This is a genomic window from Streptomyces sp. NPDC046349 (assembly GCF_055587885.1).
Genome location: NZ_JBVJFK010000005.1, coordinates 1 through 23,139 on the forward strand (window position 1 = coordinate 1; position 23,139 = coordinate 23,139).

The window sequence follows — 23,139 nt, forward strand, 5'->3', positions numbered from 1 at the left end:
TCCGACTCTATCAGACTCTTTCGTGTCCGACTTCCTCGGTGCTTTCCAGGTTTTCGCTTTCGCGTTTCCCTTTCCGGCGGTTCCGACTCTATCAGCGAATTTCCCTCTACCTGACCCGTTCGCCGCATTCCCGAAAGGGCACACGGAGGAGAGTCGGAGATTGAGAGCGAAGCTGAATGAGGGGGTGCCCGTCCATCTGCCGTTCGCGAGGTGTTCACGCGGGGCGTCCTGGCGGGACTCACGACAGTACAGGCCGGGGGGTGCCCAAGCAAATCGATTCAGGCGTATGGTCTAGTCCACCGGTCTAGTCCACTAGTCTCCGTCCCGAAGGGCCAGTTCGTATCGGGCCCTACATCGGACGAACCCGAACATCTAGTGACTTATCCTTCATAAGAGTACGCCGTTCGCAACAGTCTGTGACGGCGACACCGAAGCCCCACCCCTGGGAGGCCCCTCATGACCAGCGTGACGTCCCCTCTTGCCGGTCGCGCCATCGGACTCGCGGCAGTGCCGGATCCGGTGTTCTCCGGCGCGATGGTGGGGCCTGGCACCGCCATCGACCCCGTGCGCGAGCCCTCGGAGGCGGTGTCCCCCGTCGACGGTGTGGTCGTTTCCCTGCACCCGCACGCGTACGTGGTCGTCGACGGCGAGGGGCACGGTGTACTCACGCACCTCGGCATCGACACGGTCCAGCTCAACGGCGAGGGCTTCGAGCTGCTCGTCAACAAGGGCGACACCGTGACCCGCGGCCAGGCGGTCATCCGTTGGAATCCCGCTGCCGTCGAAGCCCTCGGCAAGTCCCCGATCTGCCCCGTCGTGGCACTCGAGGCCACGGCCGAGTCCCTGTCCGACCTCGTAGAGTCCGGCGACGTCAAGGCCGACGACGCGCTCTTCAGCTGGCAGTGACCCTTCCGCCCGCGCGGGCGTGACGGACATCCATCGCGGCGGCCAGGGCCGCCGCCCAATCGGAGACGGGTGAAATGGAGACAACGCTGCGAGGCGTCGGCGTGAGCCACGGGGTGGCGATCGGCGAGGTGCGGCACATGGGCACGGCGGTCCTCGAGCCGCCGGCCAGGCAGATCACCGCCGACGAGGCGGCGCGCGAACAGGGGCGCGCCCGCCAGGCCGTGAGTGCCGTCGCGGCCGACCTGATCGCGCGTGGCCAGCTGGCCGGTGGCGAGGCCCAGCACGTGCTCGAGGCCCAGGCGATGATCGCCGAGGACCCCGAGCTGATGGCGGACGTGGACCGGCGTATCGCTGTCGGCAGCACCGCCGAGCGCGGTGTGTACGACGCCTTCGCCGCCTACCGCGACCTGCTCGCCGGCGCCGGCGAGTACATGGCCGGCCGGGTGGCCGATCTGGACGACGTACGCAACCGCATCGTGGCACGGCTGCTCGGGGTCCCGATGCCCGGTGTGCCCGACAGCGACGAGCCGTACGTGCTGATCGCCCGGGACCTGGCCCCTGCCGACACCGCCCTGCTCGACCCGGCCCTCGTCCTCGGCTTCGTGACCGAGGAGGGCGGGCCCACCAGCCACAGCGCGATCCTCGCCCGGGCGCTCGGCGTGCCGGCGATCGTGGCGCTGCCTGGAGCCGGTGAGATCGCCGAGGGCACCGTGATCGCGGTGGACGGCAGCACGGGCGACCTGTTCGTCGACCCCTCCGCGCAGAAGCGGGCCGAACTCGAGGCCGCGGCCGCCGAGCGCAGGGCGGCGCTGGCCGCATCGTCCGGTCCCGGTGCGACCTCCGACGGCCACAAGGTGCCGCTGCTGGCGAATGTCGGTGGTCCCGCGGACGTGCCGGCGGCCGTCGAGGCCGGGGCCGAGGGTGTGGGCCTGTTCCGCACGGAGTTCCTGTTCCTGGACGACAGCAAGCAGGCTCCGTCCGAGGAGAAGCAGATCGAGTCCTACCGCAAGGTGCTCGAGGCCTTCCCCGAGGGGCGCGTCGTCGTACGCGTGCTCGACGCGGGCGCCGACAAGCCGCTGGACTTCCTGACCCCGGCCGACGAGCCCAACCCGGCACTGGGCGTGCGCGGCCTGCGCTCGCTGCTGGACCACCCGGAGGTGCTGCGCACCCAGCTCACCGCGCTGGCGAAGGCGGCCGAGGGCCTGCCGGTCCACCTCGAGGTCATGGCCCCGATGGTGGCCGACCGCGCCGACGCGAGAGCCTTCGCCGACGCCTGCCGTGAGGCCGGTCTGCAGGCGAAGTTCGGCGCGATGGTGGAGATCCCCTCCGCCGCGCTGCGTGCGCGCTCGATCCTGCAGGAGGTCGAGTTCCTCTCGCTGGGGACCAACGACCTGGCGCAGTACGCCTTCGCCGCCGACCGGCAGGTCGGCGCCGTCTCCCGGCTCCAGGACCCGTGGCAGCCCGCGCTGCTCGACCTGATCGCCATGTCGGCCGAGGCCGCCAAGGCGGAGGGCAAGAGCTGCGGCGTCTGCGGTGAGGCCGCGTCCGACCCGCTGCTGGCCTGTGTGCTGACCGGTCTGGGTGTCACCTCCCTGTCGATGGGTGCCGCGTCGATCCCCTACGTCCGGGCGACGCTCGCCAAGCACACGCTGGCGCAGTGTGAGCGGGCCGCCGCGGCGGCCCGGGCGGCGGACAGTGCCGAGGAGGCCCGCGTGGCCGCCCAGGCGGTGCTCTCGGGCGAGTAGCCGGAGGGGGTGTCGTACGGACCGAGGGGCCCTCGCCGGTGGTGGGGGCCCCTCGGCGTATCAGTGGTGCGGGCCGGGGTCGTCGACCTCGTAGCCCGGGCAGTATTCGACGCCCGGTTCCGGCGCGACGAGGTCACCGGTGTCGGCGTCGGTGCAGTACGCGTTGAAGACGGCGGCCGCCGAGAGTGCCGTGAGGCGGCCGCGGTCCAGTCGCCAGCCGTGGACCCGGTCCCGATGGCCTTCGGTGGTGCTGCGCACCACCAGCCCCCCGGGTCCGCCCAGGGCCAGGCCCGCGGCGAGCACCGTCACGAAGTCGAGGCTCTCGCGGCCCTCGATGCGCGGCGCCGTGCCCGGGTCGCCGCTGCTGTCGGCGTGCAGGACGGCGACGAGCTGCTCGTCCTCGGTCGGGATGCTGCAGACGAAGTGGTGGTGGCCCGGTCCGGCGCCGGCCACGAGGCGTTTGAGCGCGTCGGCGGCGCGGTCGAAGGAGGCGTGGCCGATGTCCTCGCCGCAGTCCGCGCAGCGGCCCACCCCGGCGAGGACGGCGGTGGCGTACTCCCAGGTGGCATGGCGGACGGCTTCGTCCACGAGGAGCGGCACGAGCTCGTCGATGGGCTGGCCGGTGTAGGGCAGGACGGTCCCGCTGCCGGCGAGCTCGGCGGTGAAGCGGGTGCGGGTCTCGGAGGTGTCCGGGTCCAGGCCGTTCTCCCCGCAGTACTCGGCGTACTCGTCCGGGTCGAAGAGCGCGACGGTGGTGTGGATGCCCCGGGCCGCGAGGGACCGGAGCAGGCCGTCGACGTGGTGGAGGTAGTCGGTGTAGTCGGAACGGTGGTCGAAGCCGAAGCTGCGGTAGGCGCACATCGCCGCGAAGTCTCCGGCGTCGGCGAGGAGGCCGACAGTGCTGGGGACCTCGCGGCGCAGTGCGCGGCGCCGGTCGGTGCTGCGGTCTCGGTGGCTTCCGGTGGCGGCAGCGGGGTCGTTCTTGCGTGGCATGGCGGGCTCCCCCTGAGTGCGATCACTTGCTCACTCAGAGTAATCACCGCCACTGACAGTGACGTCAGCCGCGGGTGCGGGCCAGTTCCTCGTAGAAGCGGAGGAGGCCGATGTCGTCGACGGAGCCCGGGTTGACCGCCTTGGCCAGCGGTGTGCCCTGCAGGAGACGCTTGACCGGGACCTCGATGCGCTTGCCGGTGAGGGTGTGCGGGATGGCCGGCACCTCGATGATCTCGTCGGGGACGTGGCGGGGGGAGAGCTCCTCGCGGATCGTCGCCTTGATCCGGGAGCGCAGGCCGTCGTCGAGGGTGGCGCCGGGGGCGAGGTGGACGAAGAGCGGCATCCAGTACCCGCCGTTCGGTTCCTCCAGGCCGATGACCAGGGACTCCTTGATCTCGGGGAGCCGTTCGACGGCCTCGTAGATGTCGGCGGAGCCCATCCGGACGCCCTGGCGGTTGAGCGTGGAGTCGGAGCGACCGTGAATGATCACCGAGCCGTGGTCGGTGATCGTGATCCAGTCCCCGTGGCGCCAGGCGCCCGGGAACATCTCGAAGTAGCTGTCGCGGTATCGGCTGCCGTCGGGGTCGTTCCAGAAGTGGATCGGCATGGACGGCATGGGGTTGGTGACGACGAGCTCGCCGACCTCGCCGACGACCGGCTTGCCCGAGGGGTCCCAGGACTGGAGGTCCGTGCCGAGGCAGGCGGCCTGGAGTTCGCCGATGTGCACGGGGAGGGTGGGGACGGCGCCCGCGAAGCAGCTGCAGACGTCGGTGCCGCCGCTGACGGAGGCGATCCAGAGGTCCTCGGCGACCTCGTCGTGGAGCCAGCGGAAGCCGTCGGGAGGCAGCGGCGAACCGGTGGTCGCCACGCACTTCACCGTGGAGAGGTCGAAGTCACGGGACGGGTGGACCTCGGCCTTGCGGCAGGCCATGACGTAGGCGGCGGAGGTGCCGTACAGGGTGGCGCGGGTGCGTTCGGCGATGCGCCACTGGGCGCCCGTGTCCGGGTAGCCGGGGCTGCCGTCGTAGAGGACGACCGTCGTGCCCGTGAGAAGTCCGGAGACGAGGAAGTTCCACATCATCCAGCCGGTGGAGGTGTACCAGAAGAACCGGTCCTCCGGGCCGAGGTCGCAGTGCAGTCCGAGCTGCTTGAGGTGTTCGAGGAGGATGCCGCCCTGGGACTGGACGATCGCCTTGGGCAGGCCGGTCGTACCGCTGGAATAGAGGACCCAGAGGGGGTGGTCGAAGGGGACCGGCTCGAAGACGGGCTCGGTGTCCGCGGCGGTGAGCGCGTCCCAGTCGAGGGCGCCGTCGGGTGCGGGCGTGCCGAGGAGCGGGATGTGGACGACGGCGCGCAGGGAGGGCAGCTCCGCGCGGAGCTCGGCGACGGCTTCGCGGCGGTTGTGCTCCTTGCCGCCGTAGCGGTAGCCGTCCACGGTGAACAGGACGACCGGCTCGACCTGCTGGAAGCGGTCGAGGACGCTGCGGGCGCCGAAGTCGGGCGCGCAGGAGGTCCACACGCCGCCGACCGCAGCGGTGGCGAGGAGGGCGACGGTCGCCTGGGGGATGTTGGGGAGGTAGCCGCTGACGCGGTCACCGGGGCGTACGCCGAGGGCCCGCAGTTCGGCGGCGAGGGACCCGACCTGGCGGCGGAGTTCGGCCCAGCTGACGGGGACGGGCTCGTGGGTCTCGTCGACGTACAGCAGGGCGGGGTCGTCGGCGCGGGCCGGGTCCTCCGCGGCGCGCAGCGCGTGCTCGGCGTAGTTGAGGGTGGCTCCGGTGAACCACTGCGCGCCGGGCATGGACCGGTCGGCGAGTACGGACTCGTACGGAGTGGTGAAGCGGACGTCGAACCATTCGGCGAGGGCCTGCCAGAAGGTGTCGAGCTCGTCGACGGACCAGCGGTGCAGGGCGGGGTAGCCGCCCTCCGCGGGGGCTCCGAAGCGCGCCGCGGCCCAGGCCTGGAAGGCGGTGATCCGGGCCCCGGCGATCCGGTCGGGGCCCGGCGCCCAGAGGGGTTCCGGCTGGGTGGCTGAGGTCATGGGTCGGCTCCCGGTCAAGTCTGCGGCTCGCGCTTCGTGTGCGTATGCGTGTACGTGTGCGTACGGTGCCGTCGCGCGGGGGTGCGCGCGGCGGCTCACAGGGACGATGCCATGCGATCGACGGCTGCACCAGGGTCGACCTGGCCGGTCGGGTGAGCGTCGGCGGACGGCGTCGGCGGGTGAACGGCAGTTGAACGCCGCCCCCTCGGCCGGGGGCCGGTGGCAGGGTGAGCGGCATGGACGGTCGTGATCTGGTGCGTGCGGTGAAGGACATCGGTACGGAGCGCGGCCGGCGCGCCTGGCTCTCGGCCTGGCGCCGGCGGCGCGCGGACGCGGTGGGGCTCCCGCGCCGGGGCGCGGAACGGGCGCGGGTGCCGGGTCTGCTGGTGGGTACGGAGCCCCGGCCGGGCGGGGGCGTGCTGCGGTTCGCACGCTCGGAGCTGGTGGTGCGGGTGATGGTGGGCGGGGTGGTGTTCTGGTCCTGGGACGGGGCCGGGGCGACGCCGTCGTACGCGGTGGTGGGGAGCGGGCCGGAACCGGACCTGCGGGCGGTACTGGAACCGGACACCGGGGGCGGCTGGCGGGTGGTGTCGGAGCGGGTGACGGTGGCGGTGTCCCGGCACGGGGCGCTGGAGCTGCGCACTCCGGGCGGGACGGTGCTGCGGCGGGAGTCGCCGCCGCGGTGGTGGGAGCCTGCTCCCCTCGCCGGGGAGGCCGCGGAGGGGGACTCCGCCGCGGGTGGGACGGCGACGGCGCGGGCGGCGGCGGGCGGGGGAGGTTCCGGCGGGCCGGGGGTGTGCCGTGACGTCACGGGCGACGGCTGCGGCGGGCCGGGTGCGGCGCCCGGCGGGGAGAGGGGCGGCGACCCAGGGCCGAAGGCGGTCGACGGCGCGCCGGGGACGGCCTCCGGCCGGGCCGGAGCCGGTGCCGGCGGATCCGGAGGCAGTGCGCGCGGATCCGGAGCCGGTGCCGGCGGATCCGGAGCCGGTGCCGGCGGATCCGGAGCCGGTGCCGGCGGATCCGGGGTGGGCTCCGGAGGGGGCGGGGTGGGCTCCGGAGGGGGCGGGAACGGCGGTGGGGCCGGGGCGGCAGGCAGCCGAGGGGGCGGGGCCGGGGTTGCCCGGTGGGTGGTGCGGAGCGAGGTGCCGGCGGACGCGCGGTTCTTCGGCCTGGGCGGGCGGGCGTCGGGCCCGCGGCTGCGCGACGGGGCGTACCGGTTGTGGAACACGGACCCCAAGGGGGGCTTCGGGCCGGGCGTCGACCCGCTGTACCTCACGATGCCGGTGCAGATGGTCGTGGCGGACGCGGGGACCCACCTGGTCTTCCACGACAACTGCTGGGACGGCCGGGTGGTGCTGCGTGAGGGTGAGGAGGGCGTCGGCTCGGGGCAGGACCGTCCGGGGACGAGCGAACTGCGCATGGAGGGCGGGCCGCTGCGCTGCTGGGTGCTGGTGGGAACGCCGGCGCGGGTGCTGCAGGGCTGGTCGGGGCTGACGGGCGGGGCCGCTGTGCCACCGGACTGGGCCCTGGGGTACCAGCATGCGCGGTGGGGCTTCGGGAGTGCGTCGGAGGTGCGGCGGGTCGTCGCGGGGTACGCGTCGCGCGGGCTCGCGCTGTCGGCCGTGCACCTGGACATCGACCACTACGACGGGCACCGGGTGTTCACGGTGGACGAGGACCGGTTCCCGGATCTGCCCGGGCTGGCGAGGGAGTTGCGGGAGCAGGGGGTCCGGCTCGTCTCGATCGTGGACCCGGCGGTCAAGGCGGGTGACGCGCTGCACGCGGCCGGGCTGACGGTGGGGTCGGGGGGCGCCTTCGTGCGGGACGCGCACGGCCGGGAGGTGCGCGGGGAGGTGTGGCCGGGCGAATGCGCCTACCCGGACTTCACGGATCCCGCGGTGCGGGAATGGTGGGGCGGACTGTACGAGGAACGGCTCGCGCAGGGCTTCTCCGGCTTCTGGCACGACATGAACGAGCCGGTGTCCTTCGCGGCGTTCGGGGACACCACCCTGCCGCGATCGGCGCGCCACGCGATGGACGGGGCGGGCGGCGACCATCGCGAGGGGCACAACGTGTACGCGCTGGGAATGGCGCGTGCGGGGTGGGAGGGCCTCGTCCGGCTGCGGCCGCAGGAACGGCCGTTCCTGTTCTCCCGGTCGGGCTGGGCGGGCATGCAGCGGTACGGGGGCACGTGGTCGGGCGACGTGGAGACCAGCTGGGAGGGGCTGCGGGCCTCGCTGGCCCTGGTGCTGGGGCTGGGCCTGTGCGGCGTGCCGTATTCAGGGCCGGACGTGGGCGGGTTCGGCGGTTCACCGTCTCCGGAGTTGTATGTGCGGTGGCTGCAACTGGGCGCGTACCTGCCGTTGTTCCGTACGCATTCGGCTATCTGGGCCGGGCGGCGGGAGCCGTGGGAGTTCGGGCCGGAGGTGGAGGAGCGGGCGCGGGCGGTGATGGCGGAACGGGAGCGGCTGCGGCCGTACTTCGTGACACTGGCCCACATGGCGCGGCGGACGGGCGCCCCGTACGTGCGGCCGGTGTGGTGGGGGGCTCCGGAGGACCGGCGGCTGCGGGATTGCGAGGACTCCTTCCTGCTGGGTGATGCGCTGCTGGTCGCGCCGGTGCTGGAATGCGGGGCGGACCGGCGGGCGGTACGGCTGCCACGGGGCCGGTGGTACGACACCGCCACCGGGGCGGCGTACGAGGGGCCGGGGCAGATCCTGCTGGACGCCCCGCAGGGCAGGATCCCGGTGCTGGCGCGGGCGGGTGCGCTGCTGCCGGTGCGGTCCGCGGCGGGCGACGGGGTGGAGCTGGAGGTCTGGGCGCCGGCCCGGGGCCGTACGGGCGGCGGGGTGGTGGTCCGGGACCGGGGGCCGGGGTTCGGGGCGGGCCGGGTCGAGCGGTACACCTCGCGGTGGGCCGGGGACGCGGTGGTGGTGGAGGACGAGACGGGGGCGCCGGTGGAGGGCGTGGTGGTGCGGGGACTGTGAGGGGCGGCCGGCGGGTCCGCGGGGCACCCGGGACCCGCCTCGTCCGGGTGCGGAAGGCCGAGACGGACGGGTCGGGCTGGTGCGTCAACCCTGTCGGGCTGCGGGGCTGACCTGGGGTTCAGTGGCCTGCCATGCCCGGTCCGGCCGCAGAGGGGTCCGGTCTCGCGACCCAGCGGGGTACAGGGGGTGTCACTTGACGGTCCACTCGCCGGTCTGGGAGGCGAAGCCGGAGTTCATCGTGAACTGCACCTTGGCGATCTTCGAGTCCTTGGGGACCTCGTAGGTGACCCAGCCGAGGACCTTCGCACCGGGCGCCACCTTGGCCGCACTGGTCATCGCCGGACCGGCCGTGATCTCCGCGAACGTGGTCTGGAACTGCTGTCCTTGGTCGTCGGCGACCTGGGTGCCGTTGCTGGGGCTGTCGCTGTACACGGCGGTGCCGGTGTTGACGAGTTCGAACTGGGCCGCGACCCACCTCTTGCCGTCATCGGGCTTCATGAAGTCGTCCTCGCTCTGCGCGGGGTCGGCCCACTTCTTGATGGTGACGGCGAGTTGCTCGCCTTCCTCGTTCCCCTTCAGCGTGAGCGTGTCGCCGATGGTCGCGGCCTGCGCGGGCGGGGTCGGCACGGCGCTGGTCGTACCTGCCGTGGGCGAACTGGGCGCGGTGTCGGGCTTGGTGGTGATCTCGGCGGGGCTGCAAGCAGTGAGGGCGAGGGCGGCGGCCGTCCCGAGCAGGGCGGTGGCGTGATGTGTGCGCATCGCGCCATGGTGGCCGATGCGCACGCTGCGTGAGGGGCGCGTGACACTTCTGTGACGCTGGAAGGCACCCCACGGCGGCGGACCGCTCGAACCGGCCTTCGCGGGGAACCGGGCCTGCCCCGGTCCGCGGCGGGCCGGGTGGGGGACATCAGGCGTAGCGGCCCGCGAACCAGGATGCCGCCGCTTGGGTGTGGAGGGGGAAGGCCAGGGGCGTGGGGGTGCGCAGGACGTGCCAGCCCGTGGTTTCGTCCGTCGGCTTCGAGGCGGGGAGGGTGTCCGCGGGACGGGTCGGGAGGAGGCCGAAGAGGAGGAGGTGGCCGGCCGGGGAGCTGAGGGCGTCGGCCAGGGTGACGTCCGAGGCCGGGGCGGTGATGCCGGTCTCCTCGCGCAGCTCGCGGACGACGGCGTCGCGCCAGTCCTCGCCGAAGTCGATGAAGCCGCCGGGGAGGGCGATGCCGCCGAGGGCGGGTTCGATCGTGCGGGTGATGACCACGAGGCCGGTGCCGTCCGCGTCCTCGACCGGGAGGAGGGTGACGGCCACGGGGAGGGGGTTGCGGTAGGCGGTGGCCCCGCACGACCGGCAGGCGCGGGGCCAGGCGGTCGTACCGTACGGCGCTCCGCAGGTGGAGCAGTGCGAGTCCCTCAGGTGTTCCGGCATGCGGTGATGGTATGCCAAGGGGTATGCGGATGACGGCTGTTGCAGTGCTGATGGGGATGCTGGCGGGCGGGGCCGCGGCTCCACCCGGATTCGCTGCGCTGCGGGATGTGGATCCGAGTATCCGGCAGGACATGCGGTACGCGGGCGGGCGGAACTTCACCGGTGCGGTGGTCGACGGGTACGAGGAGCCGGAGTGCCTGCTGGCCAGGCCGGCCGCGGAGGCGCTGCGGCGGGCGCAGCGGGTGCTGTTGCGGCGGGGTTACTCGCTGCGGGTGTACGACTGCTACCGGCCGCAGCGGGCGGTCGACCGGTTCGTGCGGTGGGCGCGGGCGGAGGACGGTCCGGAGGATCTGGCGCGCAAGGCTGAGTTCTATCCGCGGGTGGAGCGCGGCCGGCTCATTCCCGAGGGGTACATCGCGGAGAGGTCGGGGCACAGCCGTGGGAGCACGGTCGACGTGACGCTGGTGGAACTTCGTGGCCGGGAGGTCGACATGGGGACCGCGTTCGACTTCTTCGATCCGCTGTCGCACACGGACGACCCGCGGGTGACGGCCGCCGCCCGCGCCAACCGGCAGTTGCTCAAGCGGGTGCTGGGCGAGCAGGGTTTCGTGAACCTCCCCGAGGAATGGTGGCACTTCACCTACAGGCCGGAGGCGTACCCGGACACGTATTTCGACTTCCCCGTCGCTGTCGCCGAGGTGCGGCCGTGAGTACCGTGCCCGCATGACTTTCAGCTCGTACGAGGAATTCTGGCCGTACTACGTGGCGATGCACTCACGCGCCGCCACCCGCTGGGTGCATCTCGCCGGCACGCTCACCGGTCTGGCGCTGACCGCCTATGGGGCGGCGCGCGGCCGCAAGCGGTGGCTCGCCGCCCTTCCCCTGATCGGGTACGGGACCGCCTGGCCGGCGCACTTCCTGATAGAGGGCAACAATCCGGCCACCTTCGGCCATCCGGCATGGTCGCTGCGCGGGGATGCGCAGATGATCCGGATGATGCTGGCCGGGCGGGACGCGGAGCTGGACGAGATCGCCCGGAAGTGGCTCGCCGAGAACCGGTGACCCGGGCCGGTCGGCCGTGGCAGACTCTCTAGCTTCTGACGATGCGTCAGCTCTTCGGCATGGGAGGGGTCTTGGCACGCACACGCACACCCGTCGTGAGCGGGTGGTTCACCGAGAACGCGCCGGACGGGGGCGGCTTCCGGCTGCTCGGCACCCGGTGCTCGGCCTGTACCGCGGTGTTCTTCCCCCGCGAGGACGCCTACTGCCGCAACCCGCGGTGCCCCGGCGGCGGAGAGCTCGCCGAGGTGCCGCTCTCCCCCCGGGGCCGTGTCTGGTCCTACACCGACGGGCGCTACCGTCCGCCCGCGCCGTACGTGTCCGACCCGGCCGAGCCCTGGGAGCCGTACACCCTGCTCGCGGTGGAGCTGGAGGCCGAGGGAATGGTCGTCCTGGGGCAGGCCGCACCCGGGACCGGGGTCGCCGACCTGGCGGTCGGCACGGAGGTCGAGGTGGTGGGCGGCGTGCTCGACGAGGACGCCGAGACCACGTGGGTGACCTGGCAGTTCAAGCCGGTGGGAGGGGGCGCGTGACCGCCGATGTCGCCGTCCTGGGGGCCGGCATGCACCCATGGGGCAAATGGGGCCGCAGCTTCGTCGAGTACGGGCGGACCGCGGCGCGGGCGGCGCTCGCGGACGCCGGACTGGACTGGACGGACGTGGGGTCGATCGTCGGAGCCGACACCGTGCGCTCCGGGTACCCGGGCTACGTGGCCGGAGCCACCTTCGCCCGGGCCCTGGGCTGGCAGGGAGCCAGGGTGACCAGCGTGTACGCGGCCTGCGCCTCCGGGGCCCAGGCGATCGGGGCGGCCCGGGCGCAGATCCTGGCGGGTCTGGCCGACGCGGTGCTCGTGGTCGGCGCGGACGCGGCGCCCAAGGGGTTCTTCGCGCCGGCCGGCGGCGAGCGGCCGGACGATCCGGACTGGTTGCGGTTCCGCATACTGGGCGCGACCAATCCGGCGTACTTCGCGCTCTACGCCCGCCGCCGGATGGCCGTGCACGGGGACACCGTGGAGGACTTCGCCCAGGTCAAGGTGAAGAACGCGGCTGCCGGACGGCTCAACCCATACGCCCGCTACCGCAAGGCCGTCACCTCGGACGAGGTCGCCGCCTCGGCGGTGGTCGCCGATCCGCTGCGGCTTCTCGACATCTGTGCGACCTCCGACGGAGGGGCGGCCCTGGTGCTCACCAGCATGGACTTCGCCCGCTCGCGCGGGGTGGCCGATCCGGTGCGGATCCGGGCCGTGTCCACGGTGACGCCCGCCTATCCGCGCACGGTGCTGGACCTGCCGGACATCGCCACCGACTCGACGACGGCCGCGGACCCGGTGGCCGGATCCTTCCGGTCCTCGATCGCGCGCGCCGCCTACGAGGAGGCGGGGCTCGGGCCGCAGGACCTCTCGCTCGCCGAGGTGTACGACCTGTCCACCGCCCTGGAGCTGGAGTGGTACGAGGACATCGGGCTGTGCGCCGAGGGCGAGGGGGCGAAACTGGTGCGGGAGGGGGCGACGGCCCTGGGCGGGCGGATCCCGGTCAACACCAGTGGCGGACTGGCCTCGTTCGGGGAGGCGGTACCGGCCCAGGCCATCGCGCAGGTCTGTGAGCTGACGTGGCAGTTGCGCGGGACGGCCGGGGAGCGGCAGGTACCGGGAGCGCGGGCGGGGATCACCGCCAATCAGGGGCTGTTCGGGCACGGGTCGGCTGTCGTCGCCGTGCGCTGAGCAGTTCGCGCCGCCCTGAAGGATCGCGCCGGCAATTCGTGTCGTCCGACCGCTTGACGGCCCCCGGCGGCAGGTTCACACTCGCTCCACAGTCCCGCGCCGCGACCGGGACCGCGAACCCCCCGTGAGAGCTGCGGCCCGTACCCCAGTCGGCGGGGGTACGGGCCGCGCCCATCTCGTCGCACCGGTGCCGGGCCCGGGCGGCCCGTCGGAAGGGCCGCTTCCGGTTCAGGCCCCCGCGGACAGGCTCCGGCGCCGTTCGCGGGCCAGGGACATCGCGTGTTCCACGACTCCCACCAGCACGTCCTTCACGGACTCCCGGTCCCGTGCGTCGCACAGCAGTACCGGCACCCCGGGGTCGAGGTCGAGTGCCGTGCGCACGGTCACCACGGGGTGGCGGTCCGCTCCGTCGAAGCAGTTGACCGCGACCACGAACGGGATCGCACGCCGCTCGAAGTAGTCGATCGCGGCGAAGCAGTCGGCCAGGCGGCGGGTGTCCGCGAGGACCACGGCACCCAGTGAGCCCTGGGCCAGCTCGTCCCACAGAAACCAGAAGCGGTCCTGTCCGGGCGTACCGAACAGGTACAGCACCAGGTCCTCGCGGAGGGTGATGCGCCCGAAGTCCATGGCCACGGTCGTGGTGCTCTTGCCCTCCACTCCCCCGGTGTCGTCGACGCCGACGCCGGGCTCGGAGAGCCGTTCCTCGGTCCGGAGCGGTCTGATCTCGCTGACCGCGCTGACGAGGGTGGTCTTGCCCACCCCGAAGCCGCCCGCGACCAGGATCTTCAAGGTCAGCGGCTCGACCGGCGACACCGCGTGCATGGCACCGGTGCGGCTAAAGCGCCCGAAGGCCATCGATCACCTCACGCAGAATGGATTCATCGGGCAGTTCTGCCGGGGGTACCGGCCTGGTCACGTGGACCAGTTCCTCATCGACGAGGTCGCCGATGAGGACGCGCACGACCCCGACCGCGAGGTCGAGGTCGGCCGCGAGTTCGGCGACCGACTGGGGTCGGTCCCGGCACAGCCCGAGGATGTGGGCGTGTTCCGGGGAGAGGGTCATGTCCCAGACCGGATCGTCGGCCGCCGGTTCGGCGACGACGAGGGCGATCAGGTCGAGGCGGTGCTGGCCCGCGTGGCTGGTCCGCCCGCGGGTCATGGCGTAGGGACGTACGACGGGTCCGGCGTCGTCGTCGAACCAGTGCGCGTGGTCGGGGGCGGACGGGTCGAAGGGCATGCCGGCGGGAATGTCGGCGAGATGGTCCTGGCCTGGGTCGCTCATGCCTTCCGACTCACCCTCCGGCTGGCAGCCCGGTGCGTGGGGCGGTCGCCAGGTGGTCCCCCACCCGCTTGACCATCAGCGTCATCTCGTAGGCGACCTGCCCGACGTCGGAGTCGGCGTCGGCCAGCACGGCCAGGCAGCTGCCGTCGCCCGCGGCCATGACGAAGAGGAAGGCCTCGTCGAGCTCGACCACGGTCTGGCGGACCCGGCCGGAGTCGAAGTGGCGGCCGACGCCCTTGGCCAGGCTGTGGAACCCGGAGGCGACCGCCGCCAGGTGCTCGCTGTCCTCCCGGGTCAGGTCCTTGGAGCTGCCCGTGGGCAGTCCGTCGCCGGAGAGGACCACCGCCTTGCGGATGGACCCGACCCGGTCGACGAGCTCGTCGAGGAGCCAGTTGAGCGGGCCGGAGCCGCGGCCCCTGGTGTCGTTGCCGGTCTGCGGTGCGGTCATCGACCGTCCCCTTCGTTCTCGTTCGCGGGACCGCCGGCGGGGGTTGCGCCCGCCTCGGTCTCGGACTGCTGCTGTGCGTGCCGGTTGCGGCCCGCCGTCCAGCCACGCTGGAGTGCGGACATGCGCGTGCGTACGTCCTCCGCGTCACGGTCTGCCACCTGGTCGGGGGCGGCTTCGGCGGGCGCGGACGACGCGGACTTCTTGAGCTGCGGTGCCAGGCTGGCCTGGCGGATGCGGCGGGGCAGCCCGCCGGTGTCCGGGCCGACGGCAGGTTCCGTGGCGTCGGATCCGGCCGTGGGCGCCTGCTGCGGGACCACGGAGACCGGGCGGGGATCCACCCGGCGGCCGTGTTCGGCGACCAGGGTCGGGGTGGGACGGCGGCGCGGCAGCGGTACGGCTCCCTGGGAGCGCGGGCCGTCGGGGCGGGGGACCTCCAGGCGCTGGGCGTCCAGCCGGACCGGTCCGGTGGGGGCGAGCGGCTCACGGTCGCGGTCGCCGCCGCGGACGCCGTTGCGTTCGGCGTGCCGGTCGGTGTGCGGACGGTCCGCGGGGCGCAGGCCGAGCAGGGCGCTGCGCGGCGTGCCGTTCGGGGGGGTCTCGTCGTCGAGGGTCGCCATGGCCGGGCGGGCGGCGCCGGGACGGCCGGCGGGGGCCGGACGGTCGTCCAGGGCGGCGGGGTCGTCGAGGACGTCCAGGCCGTCCAGGCCGCGGCCCACGAGGGGGGCCTCCAGCTCGACGGGGCCGCGCAGTTCCGCGGTGGGCAGCGGACGGCCGGCGGTCGCCCGCTCCGCGGTGGAGGTCACGGGCCGCTCGGAGTGCGTCCTGCCGATCTGGCCGGCCTTCGCGGCCCTGCTGCCGGACTTGCCGGGCCGGGGGCCGTCGAGGCGTACGCCGCTGCCGCTGGTCTCGGGGGCGTCGGTGAGCAGGGCCGAGGGGAGGAAGACCACCGCGGTGGTGCCCCCGTACGGGCTGGGCTGGAGGACGACCTTGACGCTGTGGCGCTGCGCGAGGCGGCTGACGACGAACAGGCCGAGGCGGTCGGTGTCGGAGAGTTCGAACTCGGGGGTCTCGGCGAGCCGGAGGTTCGCGTCGAGCAGCGCCTCCGGGGTCATGCCGAGGCCCCGGTCGTGGATCTCGAGGGTGAACCCGTTGGCCACGCGCTCGCCGTGCACCTGTACAGCGGTGTGCGGCGGGGAGAACACCGTGGCGTTCTCGAGGAGTTCGGCGATGAGGTGGGTGACGTCGGCGACGGCCGGGCCGACGATGCCGAGGCGGGTGAGGCGGCGTACCTCTATCCGCTCGTAGTCCTCGACCTCGGCGACGGCGGCCCGTACGACGTCCATGAGCTGGACGGGCTTGCGCCACTGGCGGGAGGGGGCGGCTCCGGAGAGGATCACCAGTCCCTCTGCGTGGCGGCGCATGCGGGTGGTCATGTGGTCGAGGCGGAAGAGGTCGGCGAGCTCCTCGGTGTCCTCGGTGCGGCGCTCCATCGTGTCGAGGAGGGTCAGCTGGCGGTGCAGCAGCACCTGGTTGCGGCGGGCGAGGTTGACGAACACCTCGGAGACGCCGCGCCGCAGGTCGGCCTGCTTGACGGCGGCCTCGACGGCGGCGCGCTGGAGGGTGTTGAGGGCCTGGCCGACCTGGCCGACCTCGTCCTTCTCGTATTCGAGGTGGGGCGCCTCGGTCTCGACGTCCACGTGTTCGCCGGCGGCGAGGCGGCGCATGACGCTGGGCAGGCGGACGCCGGAGGCCTCGTGGGCCTCCTTGCGCAGCCGGGACAGGTCGCGGACCAGGTCGCGGCCGATGCGGACGGAGAGGACGAGGGACACGATCAGGGCGAAGAAGCCGAGGATGCCGGCGCCTGCGGCCTGGATCATGACGTCCGTGGCCACGGGCTCGATGCGCCGCTGGTAGCGGTCGCCGGCTTCGGTGTTCATGCTCGCCAGGTCCTCGAGGACCTTGGAGGAGGCCTCGTCCCACTGGGCGGCGGTGAGGTTGCGCGGCTTGTTGACGGCGCCGCCGGAGATGAAGCGTTCCTCGGCGTCGCGCAGCGGGTGGGTCTGGGGGTCCTTCCAGTACTGCTCGAAGGTCTCCCGGTCGCCGGCGGGGAGGGTCACGAGGTTGAACTCGTAGAGCAGCGTGCGGTTGGCGGCGAAGTCGGAGACGCGGCGGACGTCGCCCGCGGTGATGTTGCGCGCGGCGAGGGCCGAGGCGATCACGGCGTCCTCGCGGGAGAGGAGCTCGCGGGCGCGGCTGATGCCGACGAGGGCGCGACCCTCCTTGTCGACCTCGACGTTGTCCAGGCCGTGGAGGTTCATGAGGAAGTCGTAGCAGGGGTCGACCAGACGGTTGTAGAGCTCGAGGGCCTGGCCGGGGTCGAGGGCGTTCTGGTCGACGGAGCGGCGCATGGAGCCGATGCCGTGGAACGCGGTGACGATCGAGCGCAGGCGCTGGGCGCTCTGCGGGCTGAGCTCGTCGACGACCTTCGGGTCGCGGGCGCTGACGCTGATCTTCTCGACGGCCTGGTCGGTCTCGGCGCGGCGCTTGGCGAGTTCGGCGGTGGCGGTGGCGGCCCGGGGGTCTCCGAGGACGACGAGGGTCTGGCGCCGCTCCTTCTGGATGACGCGGGCGACGTCCTCGATGGGGTATCCGACCTTGTCGATGACGTAGGCCACGTCGAAGAGTTGGATGGCCTGACGGCCCGTGATGACCGTGGCGAAGCCCCAGAGGGCGGTCAGGGAGACGAGCGGCACAAGGAGCAACGCCACGATCTTCCGGCGGATGGATTTCCCGCGAAAGCGCATGGCCTCCCCAGCCTCCCCCAGGTCAACCCCGTTGCCGGGGGTCGGTGTTCCGTCATTTAAACGGCGTGAGCCTACTACTGCTGGGGAGTAGGTTCGAAGGCGTGTCCGGACGTTTTCGGCCTGCCCCTCGTGTGAAGATCACCAGTTGTCCGATACTTCCGGTCAAGAGCGGCCCGATATGTGGCAGATGACACTTGGTGGGGCGTCAGTTCCCGCACCCTGATGGATGGCTGGAATTATTCGTTCCGCGATCTTCGGTGCCTGAGGAGGCGTCCGGGATTCGGGAATCTCCCGGCGCCGTCGGACGTCTGTCAGTACGAGGGACACGTCGGGGTAGACGTGTGGGGGTAGGCGAGGCGGACCGCGGTGGGGAGTGGGCGGACCATGAGCAGTGGCGAGGGCGGCGGCGCCGGAGCGGCGAGGCGCGGCCTGTGGGTGGAGGAGCCGGCGCGCCGGCGCCGGATGCCGGATCCGGTGCGGGTCTCGGCGGTGCGGGCGGTGCTGGTCGTGGCCGTGACCCTGACCCAGGCGACGATCACGTTCTTCCTGAGCCTGACCGGCTCCTGGCTGGCCTTCCCGATGGTTCTCGGCGCGGTCGCGGCGACGATCGTGGCGACGTGGGCCGTGTTGGACGTGTGGATCACCCGGCAGACGTGGAACCAGCGGTACGGGGTCGTGTCCGAGCCGAGCAGTACCGCGCGGCTGCGCCGCCATGAGGCCCGCCGGGCGGCCAAAGCGGCGCGGGCGGCGCGCAAGCTCGCCGGCCCGGCCCGAATAGCCCGCGAGGACGGGCCCCTGGCGGGGTTCGGCCAGCGCTGAGAGGACGTCCCACGGCCCGAGCGCCTGTGGAGCCGGCGCCCACGCAGGGGCCCGACGGGCACGCGGGAGCCATGACAGGGGCCGCGGGCCCACGTGCGCGCGGGCCTCGCGCCCACGCGGACGCCCGCGCGGGCGCGTCAGGCGGTCGGCGCGGCGGCGCCGCGCCGGAACATCCGGGTGGCCGTGATCTCGCCGTGGATGGTCTCCCCCTCCGGGGACTGCTGCGGCAGGCCCGGGCGCAGGTGCTCCTCGACGCTGATGTACTTCAGGCCCGCCCGCAGGTCCGCGTCGTTGCGCAGGCGGATCACCAGGGGGAACTCGGCCAGGGCTGTCGTGTCGAACAGCCCGGTCGTGTAGAGCAGCTGCACGCCGAGCGCGTCCGAGACGGCCCGCTGGAGCTCCAGCAGGTACGTGGCGTTGGCACGGCCGATCGGGTTGTCGAGGAACAGCGTGCCGGCGTGCCGGTGCTTGTCACGGCCCCGGTCGTTGCTGCGCAGCGCCGCCATCGTGCAGTACAGCGCGATCGCGGCGGTCAGCAGCTGCCCGCCGGAGAACACGTCGCCCATCTGCCCCACCGGCACCCGCTCGGCGCGCAGCACCGCGTCCGGCTTGAGGATCTCCACGGAGATCCCCTTGGGTTCGAGGGCCGCCTGGACGCCCCTCAGCAGCAGGGACATCCCGTCGCGGCGGCCCTCGCCGAAGGAGGCGCTGCTGTTCTTCTTCACGGCCGTACGGGTCGCCTCGTCGATGACCTCGCCCAGCCGCTCCGTGAGGGTGGCCTGGTCGGGCTCCTCGAAGCGGATCCGCAGGAACTCCTGCCCGGACCATTCGCCGAGGCCTTCGGGGAGCTGGGAGAGGCGCTGCGCGGAGCGGAGGGTGGCCAGGGCGGATTCGACCAGGCCGCGCAGCCGGTCGACGATGCTGTCGCGGTTGCGCTCCAGCTGTGCCAGCTCGTCGGTGAGGACGCGCAGCCGGGGCGCGAAGGCCGCCGCCCAGGATGCCGCGTGCTCGGGCAGGGCGGAGGCGGGCAGTTCGCGGATCTGCTGGCGTGCGGGGGTGCGTACCTGCTCGTAGCGGGTGGCGTTGGCGTGCCGGACCAGGATGTCGCTCGCCTCGCGCACCGCCGACTCGGCGGCCGACAGGTCGGCGGCGCATCCGCGCAGGGACCGGCGGGCCTCGGTGGCCGACTGGCGGGCCTCCTCCAGCGTGCCGGGGTGGGCGGCCGGCTCCTGCTCGTCGTCCTGGTGGGTGTGGTCGCGCAGCAGGTCCCGCAGGAGCGCCGCGGTCTCCTCGAAGCCGCCGGCGCCGTCCTCGGAGGTGCGGTGGGCGCGCAGCAGGTCGGCGTGGGCGGCGCGGGCCCCCTCGACGGCCGCGGTGTGGGCGGCGAGCTGGGCGGTGGCCGTGCGCAGCAGGGCCTGCGCCTGGTCGACGTCCCCGGGGACCAGTTCCTCGGGCAGCTCGGTGTGGGCCTCGCCTTCGGTCGGGGCGTGCCGTTCGGCCTCGCCGCGCAGTCGGCCGAGCTGCTCGCTGGCGGCCGACGCCCGGGTCTCCAGCATCTGCACGAGGGATTCGGCGCGGGCGGCCGCAGCCTGGCGGGACGGGCCGTCCGCGCCGTCGGTGCCTTCCAGGAGCTGGGCGGCGCGGGTGCGGACCTTGTTGGTGAGGCGGTCGAGTTCGGCGAGGGCGGCGCTCTCGTCGCTCTCGGCGCGGGCCTGCTCGGCGCGCAGGTCGGCGCCGACGCCGACCTTCTCGTAGAGCCGGGACGCGGCGCGGTAGGCCTCACGCAGGTCGGGCAGCGGGACACGCGGGAGGTCGTCGCGGTCGGGCAGCTGGTCGGGGGCACCGGCGATCTCGGCGCGCTCGGCGCGCAGGGCTCGGGCGGTGCGGCGGGCGTCGTCGGCGGCGCGCTGGGCGGCGCGGCGGTCCTCGTCCGCGGCGCGGGCGCGGTCGAGGCAGACCTCGGCGCGGGCCTCGGACTCGGCCGCCTCGTCGGTGAGTTCGCGGACGCGGGCCTGCCAGCCGGCGCGCTCGCGCAGGCGGAAGGCGAGGCCCGCGAGGGCGTCGGCGGCGCGGCGGGCGCGCTGGGCGGTGTCCTGGCGCTCATCGCGGACGCGGGCGGCGTCGGCGGCGGCCTCGTCGGCCTCGGCGCGTACCGTACGGGCCTCCGCGAGCTCGGCGTCCGTCTCCTCGGCGAACATCCGGGCGGCGGCGGCCTGTTCGGCGAGCTCGGTGAGGCGGCCGGTCGGGCAGCCGGTGCGCCAGGAGGCGAGCCGGGCGGACAGCTCGCGGTCGCCTGCGAGGCGGGCGGCCAGCTCGCGGATCTCGGTGTCGCGGGCGCCGGCGCGGGTCCGCAGGGCCTGGCGTTCCTCGTCGGCGGCGTGCTCGTCGTGCATGGCCGGGTTCGGCGTGACGATGAAGATGCCGGAGACGGCGTCGTCCGGTCCGGCCGGGGGCACGGGGGCGAGCAGGGCTGCGGCCGTACCGACGGCGACGGTGGAGCGGGGCAGCAGGGCTGCTCCGGAGAGGACCTCACGGGCCCGGCCGTGGGTGTCCGGGTCGGTGATGACGACGCCGTCGACGAGCTCGGGGCGGGCCGCGAGGACGGCGGCGTGGTCGGCGGGGTCCACGGCCTGGGCGAGGTAGCGCCAGCCGGGCAGCGCGGGGATGCCGTGTTCGCCGAGGTACTCGACGGTGGCGAGGACGTCCGGGCCGGGAGGCAGTAGGCCGCCGTCGCCGAGCGCGCCGAGGATGCGGGCGTCGTCGGCGGCGGCGGTGCGCAGCTCGAACAACTGGCGCTCGGCGGAGGCGATCCGGTCGGCCAGCAGTTCGCGCAGGTCGTCGGCGCCCCGGTCGAGGTCTTCGGCGGTGAGCAGGCCGACGGCGGTGGCCAGGGCGGCGCGGCCGGCACCCGGCGTCTCGCCGTGCGGGCCGCCGGGGGTGCCCGTGACCGCGGCGGACGGGCCGGTGGAGGCGTCGCCCGTGCGGGGCGAGGGGAGCGAGACGTCCGCGGCGTCCGCGGCCGAGGGCAGCCCGAGGAGCTCGGCGAGGCGGGGGGACGCCGCGAGGGAGGCGGCGGCGCGGTGCTCGGCGTCGTGGGCGGCTTCGGCGGCCTCGGCGGCGTCCGCGGCGCGGGCGGCGGTCAGCTCGGCCCGGGATTCCGCGGCGGCGGCCTCACGGGCGGCTTCGGCGGCGGTGCGGGCCGCCTCGCGGGACTCGTCCCAGGCGGCCACGGCGGCCTTCTCGGCGTCGGCGGCGGCGAGGGCTGCGCGGGCCGGGTCGGCGTCGGGCGCGGAGTCGTCGAGCCAGCCGGCGCGGACGGCCTCGGCGGTCTCCTGCTGGACCTCGCTGAGCCTGGCCCGGAGGTGTTCGGCCTCGCTGCGGGCCCGCTGGGCGGCCGTGGCGGCGGCGGTGGCGTCTCGGTGGGAGTCCTCGCCCGTGGCCTGGAGCGCGGCGGAGCGCTCCTCCTCCTCGTTGGCGAGCCGTTCGCCCTCCTCGGCGGCGGTGTGCAGGGCCCGTACGAGCTCACCCGCGGCCGTGGCGCGGGCGGCCAGCGCCGGGGCGGCGTCCCGCTCGGCCTCCCGGATCGCTGCGGCGACCCGGGCGGAGCGGTCGGCGGCGGCGCGGTGGCGCAGCACGGTCTCGGCGGCCTGCCAGGCGGAGTGCAACGTGCGGGCCTCGAGCAGTTCGCGGCGCTGCGCGGCGGCGGCCTTGTCGGCGACGGTGAGGGCGAGGGAGGCGTGCCGGTAGGCGAGTTCGGCGGAGACGGCCGCACTGCGGGCTCGGGCGGACTCGGCGGCGGTGACGTCGTGGGCGGCGGCGGTGACGCGCTGCGCGAGGTCGGCGGCCCGGCCCCGCTCCTCGGCGGCGCGGGCCGACAGCCGGCGGGCGAGGGTGCGCGTGCGGCGCTCGGCGCCCGCGTGGACGTCGCGCAGCCGCGAGCGGGTCGCGGCGGCTTCGACGATCTTGGTGAGGAGGTCCACCGAGCCGGCGGTGAAGTCGCGTTCGGCCATGAGCTCGGCGCGGCGGCCGAGCTTGTTGCCGAAGCCGTGGACGAGGTCGGCGAGGCCGTCCGTGTCGCGCGTGTCGGTGACCGCGCGCAGCAGCAGGTCGGTGAAGTCGGAGTCCTTCTTGACCGCGAAGAGGCCGGCCGCCTCGCCCTCGTCGGCGTTCATCTCGCGCTGGTAGCGGAAGAGTTCGGGGTCGAGGCCGAGCTCGGTGAGGTGCTCGTTCCACCGGTCGTGGATCTCCTCGAAGTAGACCTCGAGGTGCGGGTAGGCCTTGCCCGCTTCGGTGAGCGCGTCGCGGAAGCCCTTCATCGTGCGGCGGCGGCCCTGGGCGCCCGAGGCGCCTTCGACGGGCGGGCGCACGGCGGTGGACTCGGCCACGGGCAGGCTGTCGAGGCTCAGGCCGGGGCCGGGTCGGAAGGAGTACCAGGCCTCGGCGAACTTGCGGGGGTCGTTGGAGACCTGGCGGCCGCGCCACTCGCTGACCTTGCCGACGACCACGCACTCGCCGGTCTGGGTGTGCTGCCACTCCAGGGCCACGTGGCCGCAGTCGTCGGCGAGCAGGAACTTGCGCAGGACGCCGGAGCTGGCGCCGCCGAGGGTGTTGCGGTGACCGGGGAGCATCACCGAGAAGATCAGCTTGAGGAGGACGGACTTGCCGCCGCCGTTCTCCAGGAAGAGCACGCCGGCGGGCGCGGGGCGGCGCGGCGGCCCGGTCGGCTCCTCCTCGAAGAACTCCGCCTGGGCCGGCGCCGGGTGGGGCACCGGCTCGCCGACTCCGCGCAGGTCGAGCACGGTGTCGGCGTAGCGCGCGCCGGCGGGCCCGATGGAGTAGAGGCGGATCCGGGACAGCTCGTACATGGCGGCGGACTCTCGTGGTGTCTGGGTGAAGCGGGGGCTACGGGGAAGCGGGG

General features: G+C 73.8%; 17 protein-coding genes. 8 read left to right on the plus strand and 9 right to left on the minus strand.

Translation table 11 applies throughout. The features are described from left to right. Positions 1 to 456: 456 nt before the first annotated feature. Both ACZ6JS_RS12990 and ptsP read left to right on the plus strand, forming a co-directional pair. Complete coding sequence (locus tag ACZ6JS_RS12990; RefSeq protein ID WP_030856027.1) at positions 457 to 906, plus strand: PTS sugar transporter subunit IIA; 450 nt, start codon at positions 457 to 459, stop codon at positions 904 to 906. A gap of 74 nt (positions 907 to 980) precedes the next feature. Then, positions 981 to 2,651 (plus strand): phosphoenolpyruvate--protein phosphotransferase, encoded by a 1,671-nt coding sequence (gene ptsP, locus ACZ6JS_RS12995; RefSeq protein WP_469297677.1) that lies wholly within the window; start codon positions 981 to 983, stop codon positions 2,649 to 2,651. Positions 2,652 to 2,711: 60 nt separating this feature from the next. On the opposite strand, the gene ACZ6JS_RS13000 is transcribed toward ptsP, so the two are convergent. Next, positions 2,712 to 3,644 carry a hypothetical protein gene (locus ACZ6JS_RS13000; protein WP_469297678.1) on the minus strand — a complete coding sequence of 311 codons (933 nt, stop codon included), beginning with the start codon at positions 3,642 to 3,644 and terminating at the stop codon, positions 2,712 to 2,714. 64 nt (positions 3,645 to 3,708) lie between these two features. Beyond that, complete coding sequence (locus ACZ6JS_RS13005) at positions 3,709 to 5,685, minus strand: acetoacetate--CoA ligase (RefSeq protein WP_469297679.1); 1,977 nt, start codon at positions 5,683 to 5,685, stop codon at positions 3,709 to 3,711. Between the two features lie 236 nt (positions 5,686 to 5,921). On the opposite strand from ACZ6JS_RS13005, the gene ACZ6JS_RS13010 reads away from it, so the two are divergent. Then, the gene (locus ACZ6JS_RS13010) at positions 5,922 to 8,672 is read left to right on the plus strand and encodes a TIM-barrel domain-containing protein (RefSeq protein WP_469297680.1); all 2,751 of its coding nucleotides are present in this window, start codon (positions 5,922 to 5,924) and stop codon (positions 8,670 to 8,672) included. A 189-nt stretch (positions 8,673 to 8,861) separates the two neighbouring features. On the opposite strand, the gene ACZ6JS_RS13015 is transcribed toward ACZ6JS_RS13010, so the two are convergent. After that, a complete protein-coding gene (locus ACZ6JS_RS13015) occupies positions 8,862 to 9,431 on the minus strand; it encodes a DUF4352 domain-containing protein (RefSeq protein ID WP_469297681.1) in 570 nt (189 codons plus the stop codon). A gap of 148 nt (positions 9,432 to 9,579) precedes the next feature. After that, positions 9,580 to 10,089: an NUDIX domain-containing protein gene (locus ACZ6JS_RS13020; RefSeq protein WP_469297682.1), complete on the minus strand. Its 510-nt coding sequence runs from the start codon at positions 10,087 to 10,089 to the stop codon at positions 9,580 to 9,582. Between the two features lie 29 nt (positions 10,090 to 10,118). Between ACZ6JS_RS13020 and ACZ6JS_RS13025 the strand changes: the two genes are divergently transcribed. From ACZ6JS_RS13025 to ACZ6JS_RS13040, 4 genes are all read left to right on the plus strand, one after another. After that, on the plus strand, positions 10,119 to 10,799 hold the full coding sequence (locus ACZ6JS_RS13025; protein WP_469297683.1) for a M15 family metallopeptidase: 681 nt from the start codon (positions 10,119 to 10,121) through the stop codon (positions 10,797 to 10,799). 13 nt (positions 10,800 to 10,812) lie between these two features. Continuing rightward, positions 10,813 to 11,151: an Mpo1-like protein gene (locus ACZ6JS_RS13030; protein WP_469297684.1), complete on the plus strand. Its 339-nt coding sequence runs from the start codon at positions 10,813 to 10,815 to the stop codon at positions 11,149 to 11,151. 71 nt (positions 11,152 to 11,222) lie between these two features. Next, positions 11,223 to 11,681 (plus strand): Zn-ribbon domain-containing OB-fold protein, encoded by a 459-nt coding sequence (locus ACZ6JS_RS13035; protein WP_469297685.1) that lies wholly within the window; start codon positions 11,223 to 11,225, stop codon positions 11,679 to 11,681. Then, on the plus strand, positions 11,678 to 12,868 hold the full coding sequence (locus tag ACZ6JS_RS13040) for a lipid-transfer protein (RefSeq protein ID WP_469297686.1): 1,191 nt from the start codon (positions 11,678 to 11,680) through the stop codon (positions 12,866 to 12,868). Before ACZ6JS_RS13035 ends, ACZ6JS_RS13040 begins: the two co-directional genes overlap by 4 nt. Positions 12,869 to 13,096: 228 nt before the next feature. Here the strand turns inward: ACZ6JS_RS13040 and ACZ6JS_RS13045 are convergent, their stop codons facing one another. The 4 genes from ACZ6JS_RS13045 to ACZ6JS_RS13060 are packed head-to-tail and all read right to left on the minus strand — an operon-like array spanning position 13,097 to position 17,402. Further along, complete coding sequence (locus tag ACZ6JS_RS13045) at positions 13,097 to 13,723, minus strand: GTP-binding protein (protein ID WP_030016310.1); 627 nt, start codon at positions 13,721 to 13,723, stop codon at positions 13,097 to 13,099. Further along, complete coding sequence (locus ACZ6JS_RS13050) at positions 13,704 to 14,105, minus strand: DUF742 domain-containing protein (RefSeq protein WP_469298093.1); 402 nt, start codon at positions 14,103 to 14,105, stop codon at positions 13,704 to 13,706. The genes ACZ6JS_RS13045 and ACZ6JS_RS13050 overlap by 20 nt, the downstream gene beginning before the upstream one ends. A gap of 55 nt (positions 14,106 to 14,160) precedes the next feature. Beyond that, entirely contained in the window at positions 14,161 to 14,598 is a 438-nt protein-coding gene (locus tag ACZ6JS_RS13055; RefSeq protein ID WP_030016314.1) for a roadblock/LC7 domain-containing protein, read from the minus strand. After that, on the minus strand, positions 14,595 to 17,402 hold the full coding sequence (locus ACZ6JS_RS13060) for a sensor histidine kinase (RefSeq protein ID WP_469297687.1): 2,808 nt from the start codon (positions 17,400 to 17,402) through the stop codon (positions 14,595 to 14,597). Before ACZ6JS_RS13060 ends, ACZ6JS_RS13055 begins: the two co-directional genes overlap by 4 nt. 384 nt (positions 17,403 to 17,786) lie before the next feature. Here ACZ6JS_RS13060 and ACZ6JS_RS13065 point away from each other — a divergent pair, with 384 nt between their 5' ends. Beyond that, positions 17,787 to 18,221: a hypothetical protein gene (locus ACZ6JS_RS13065; RefSeq protein ID WP_469297688.1), complete on the plus strand. Its 435-nt coding sequence runs from the start codon at positions 17,787 to 17,789 to the stop codon at positions 18,219 to 18,221. 137 nt (positions 18,222 to 18,358) lie between these two features. Here ACZ6JS_RS13065 and ACZ6JS_RS13070 read toward each other — a convergent pair whose 3' ends face one another. Continuing rightward, positions 18,359 to 23,086, minus strand: a complete 4,728-nt coding sequence (locus tag ACZ6JS_RS13070; RefSeq protein WP_469297689.1) for a hypothetical protein — start codon at positions 23,084 to 23,086, stop codon at positions 18,359 to 18,361. Between the last annotated feature and the right edge of the window lie 53 nt (positions 23,087 to 23,139).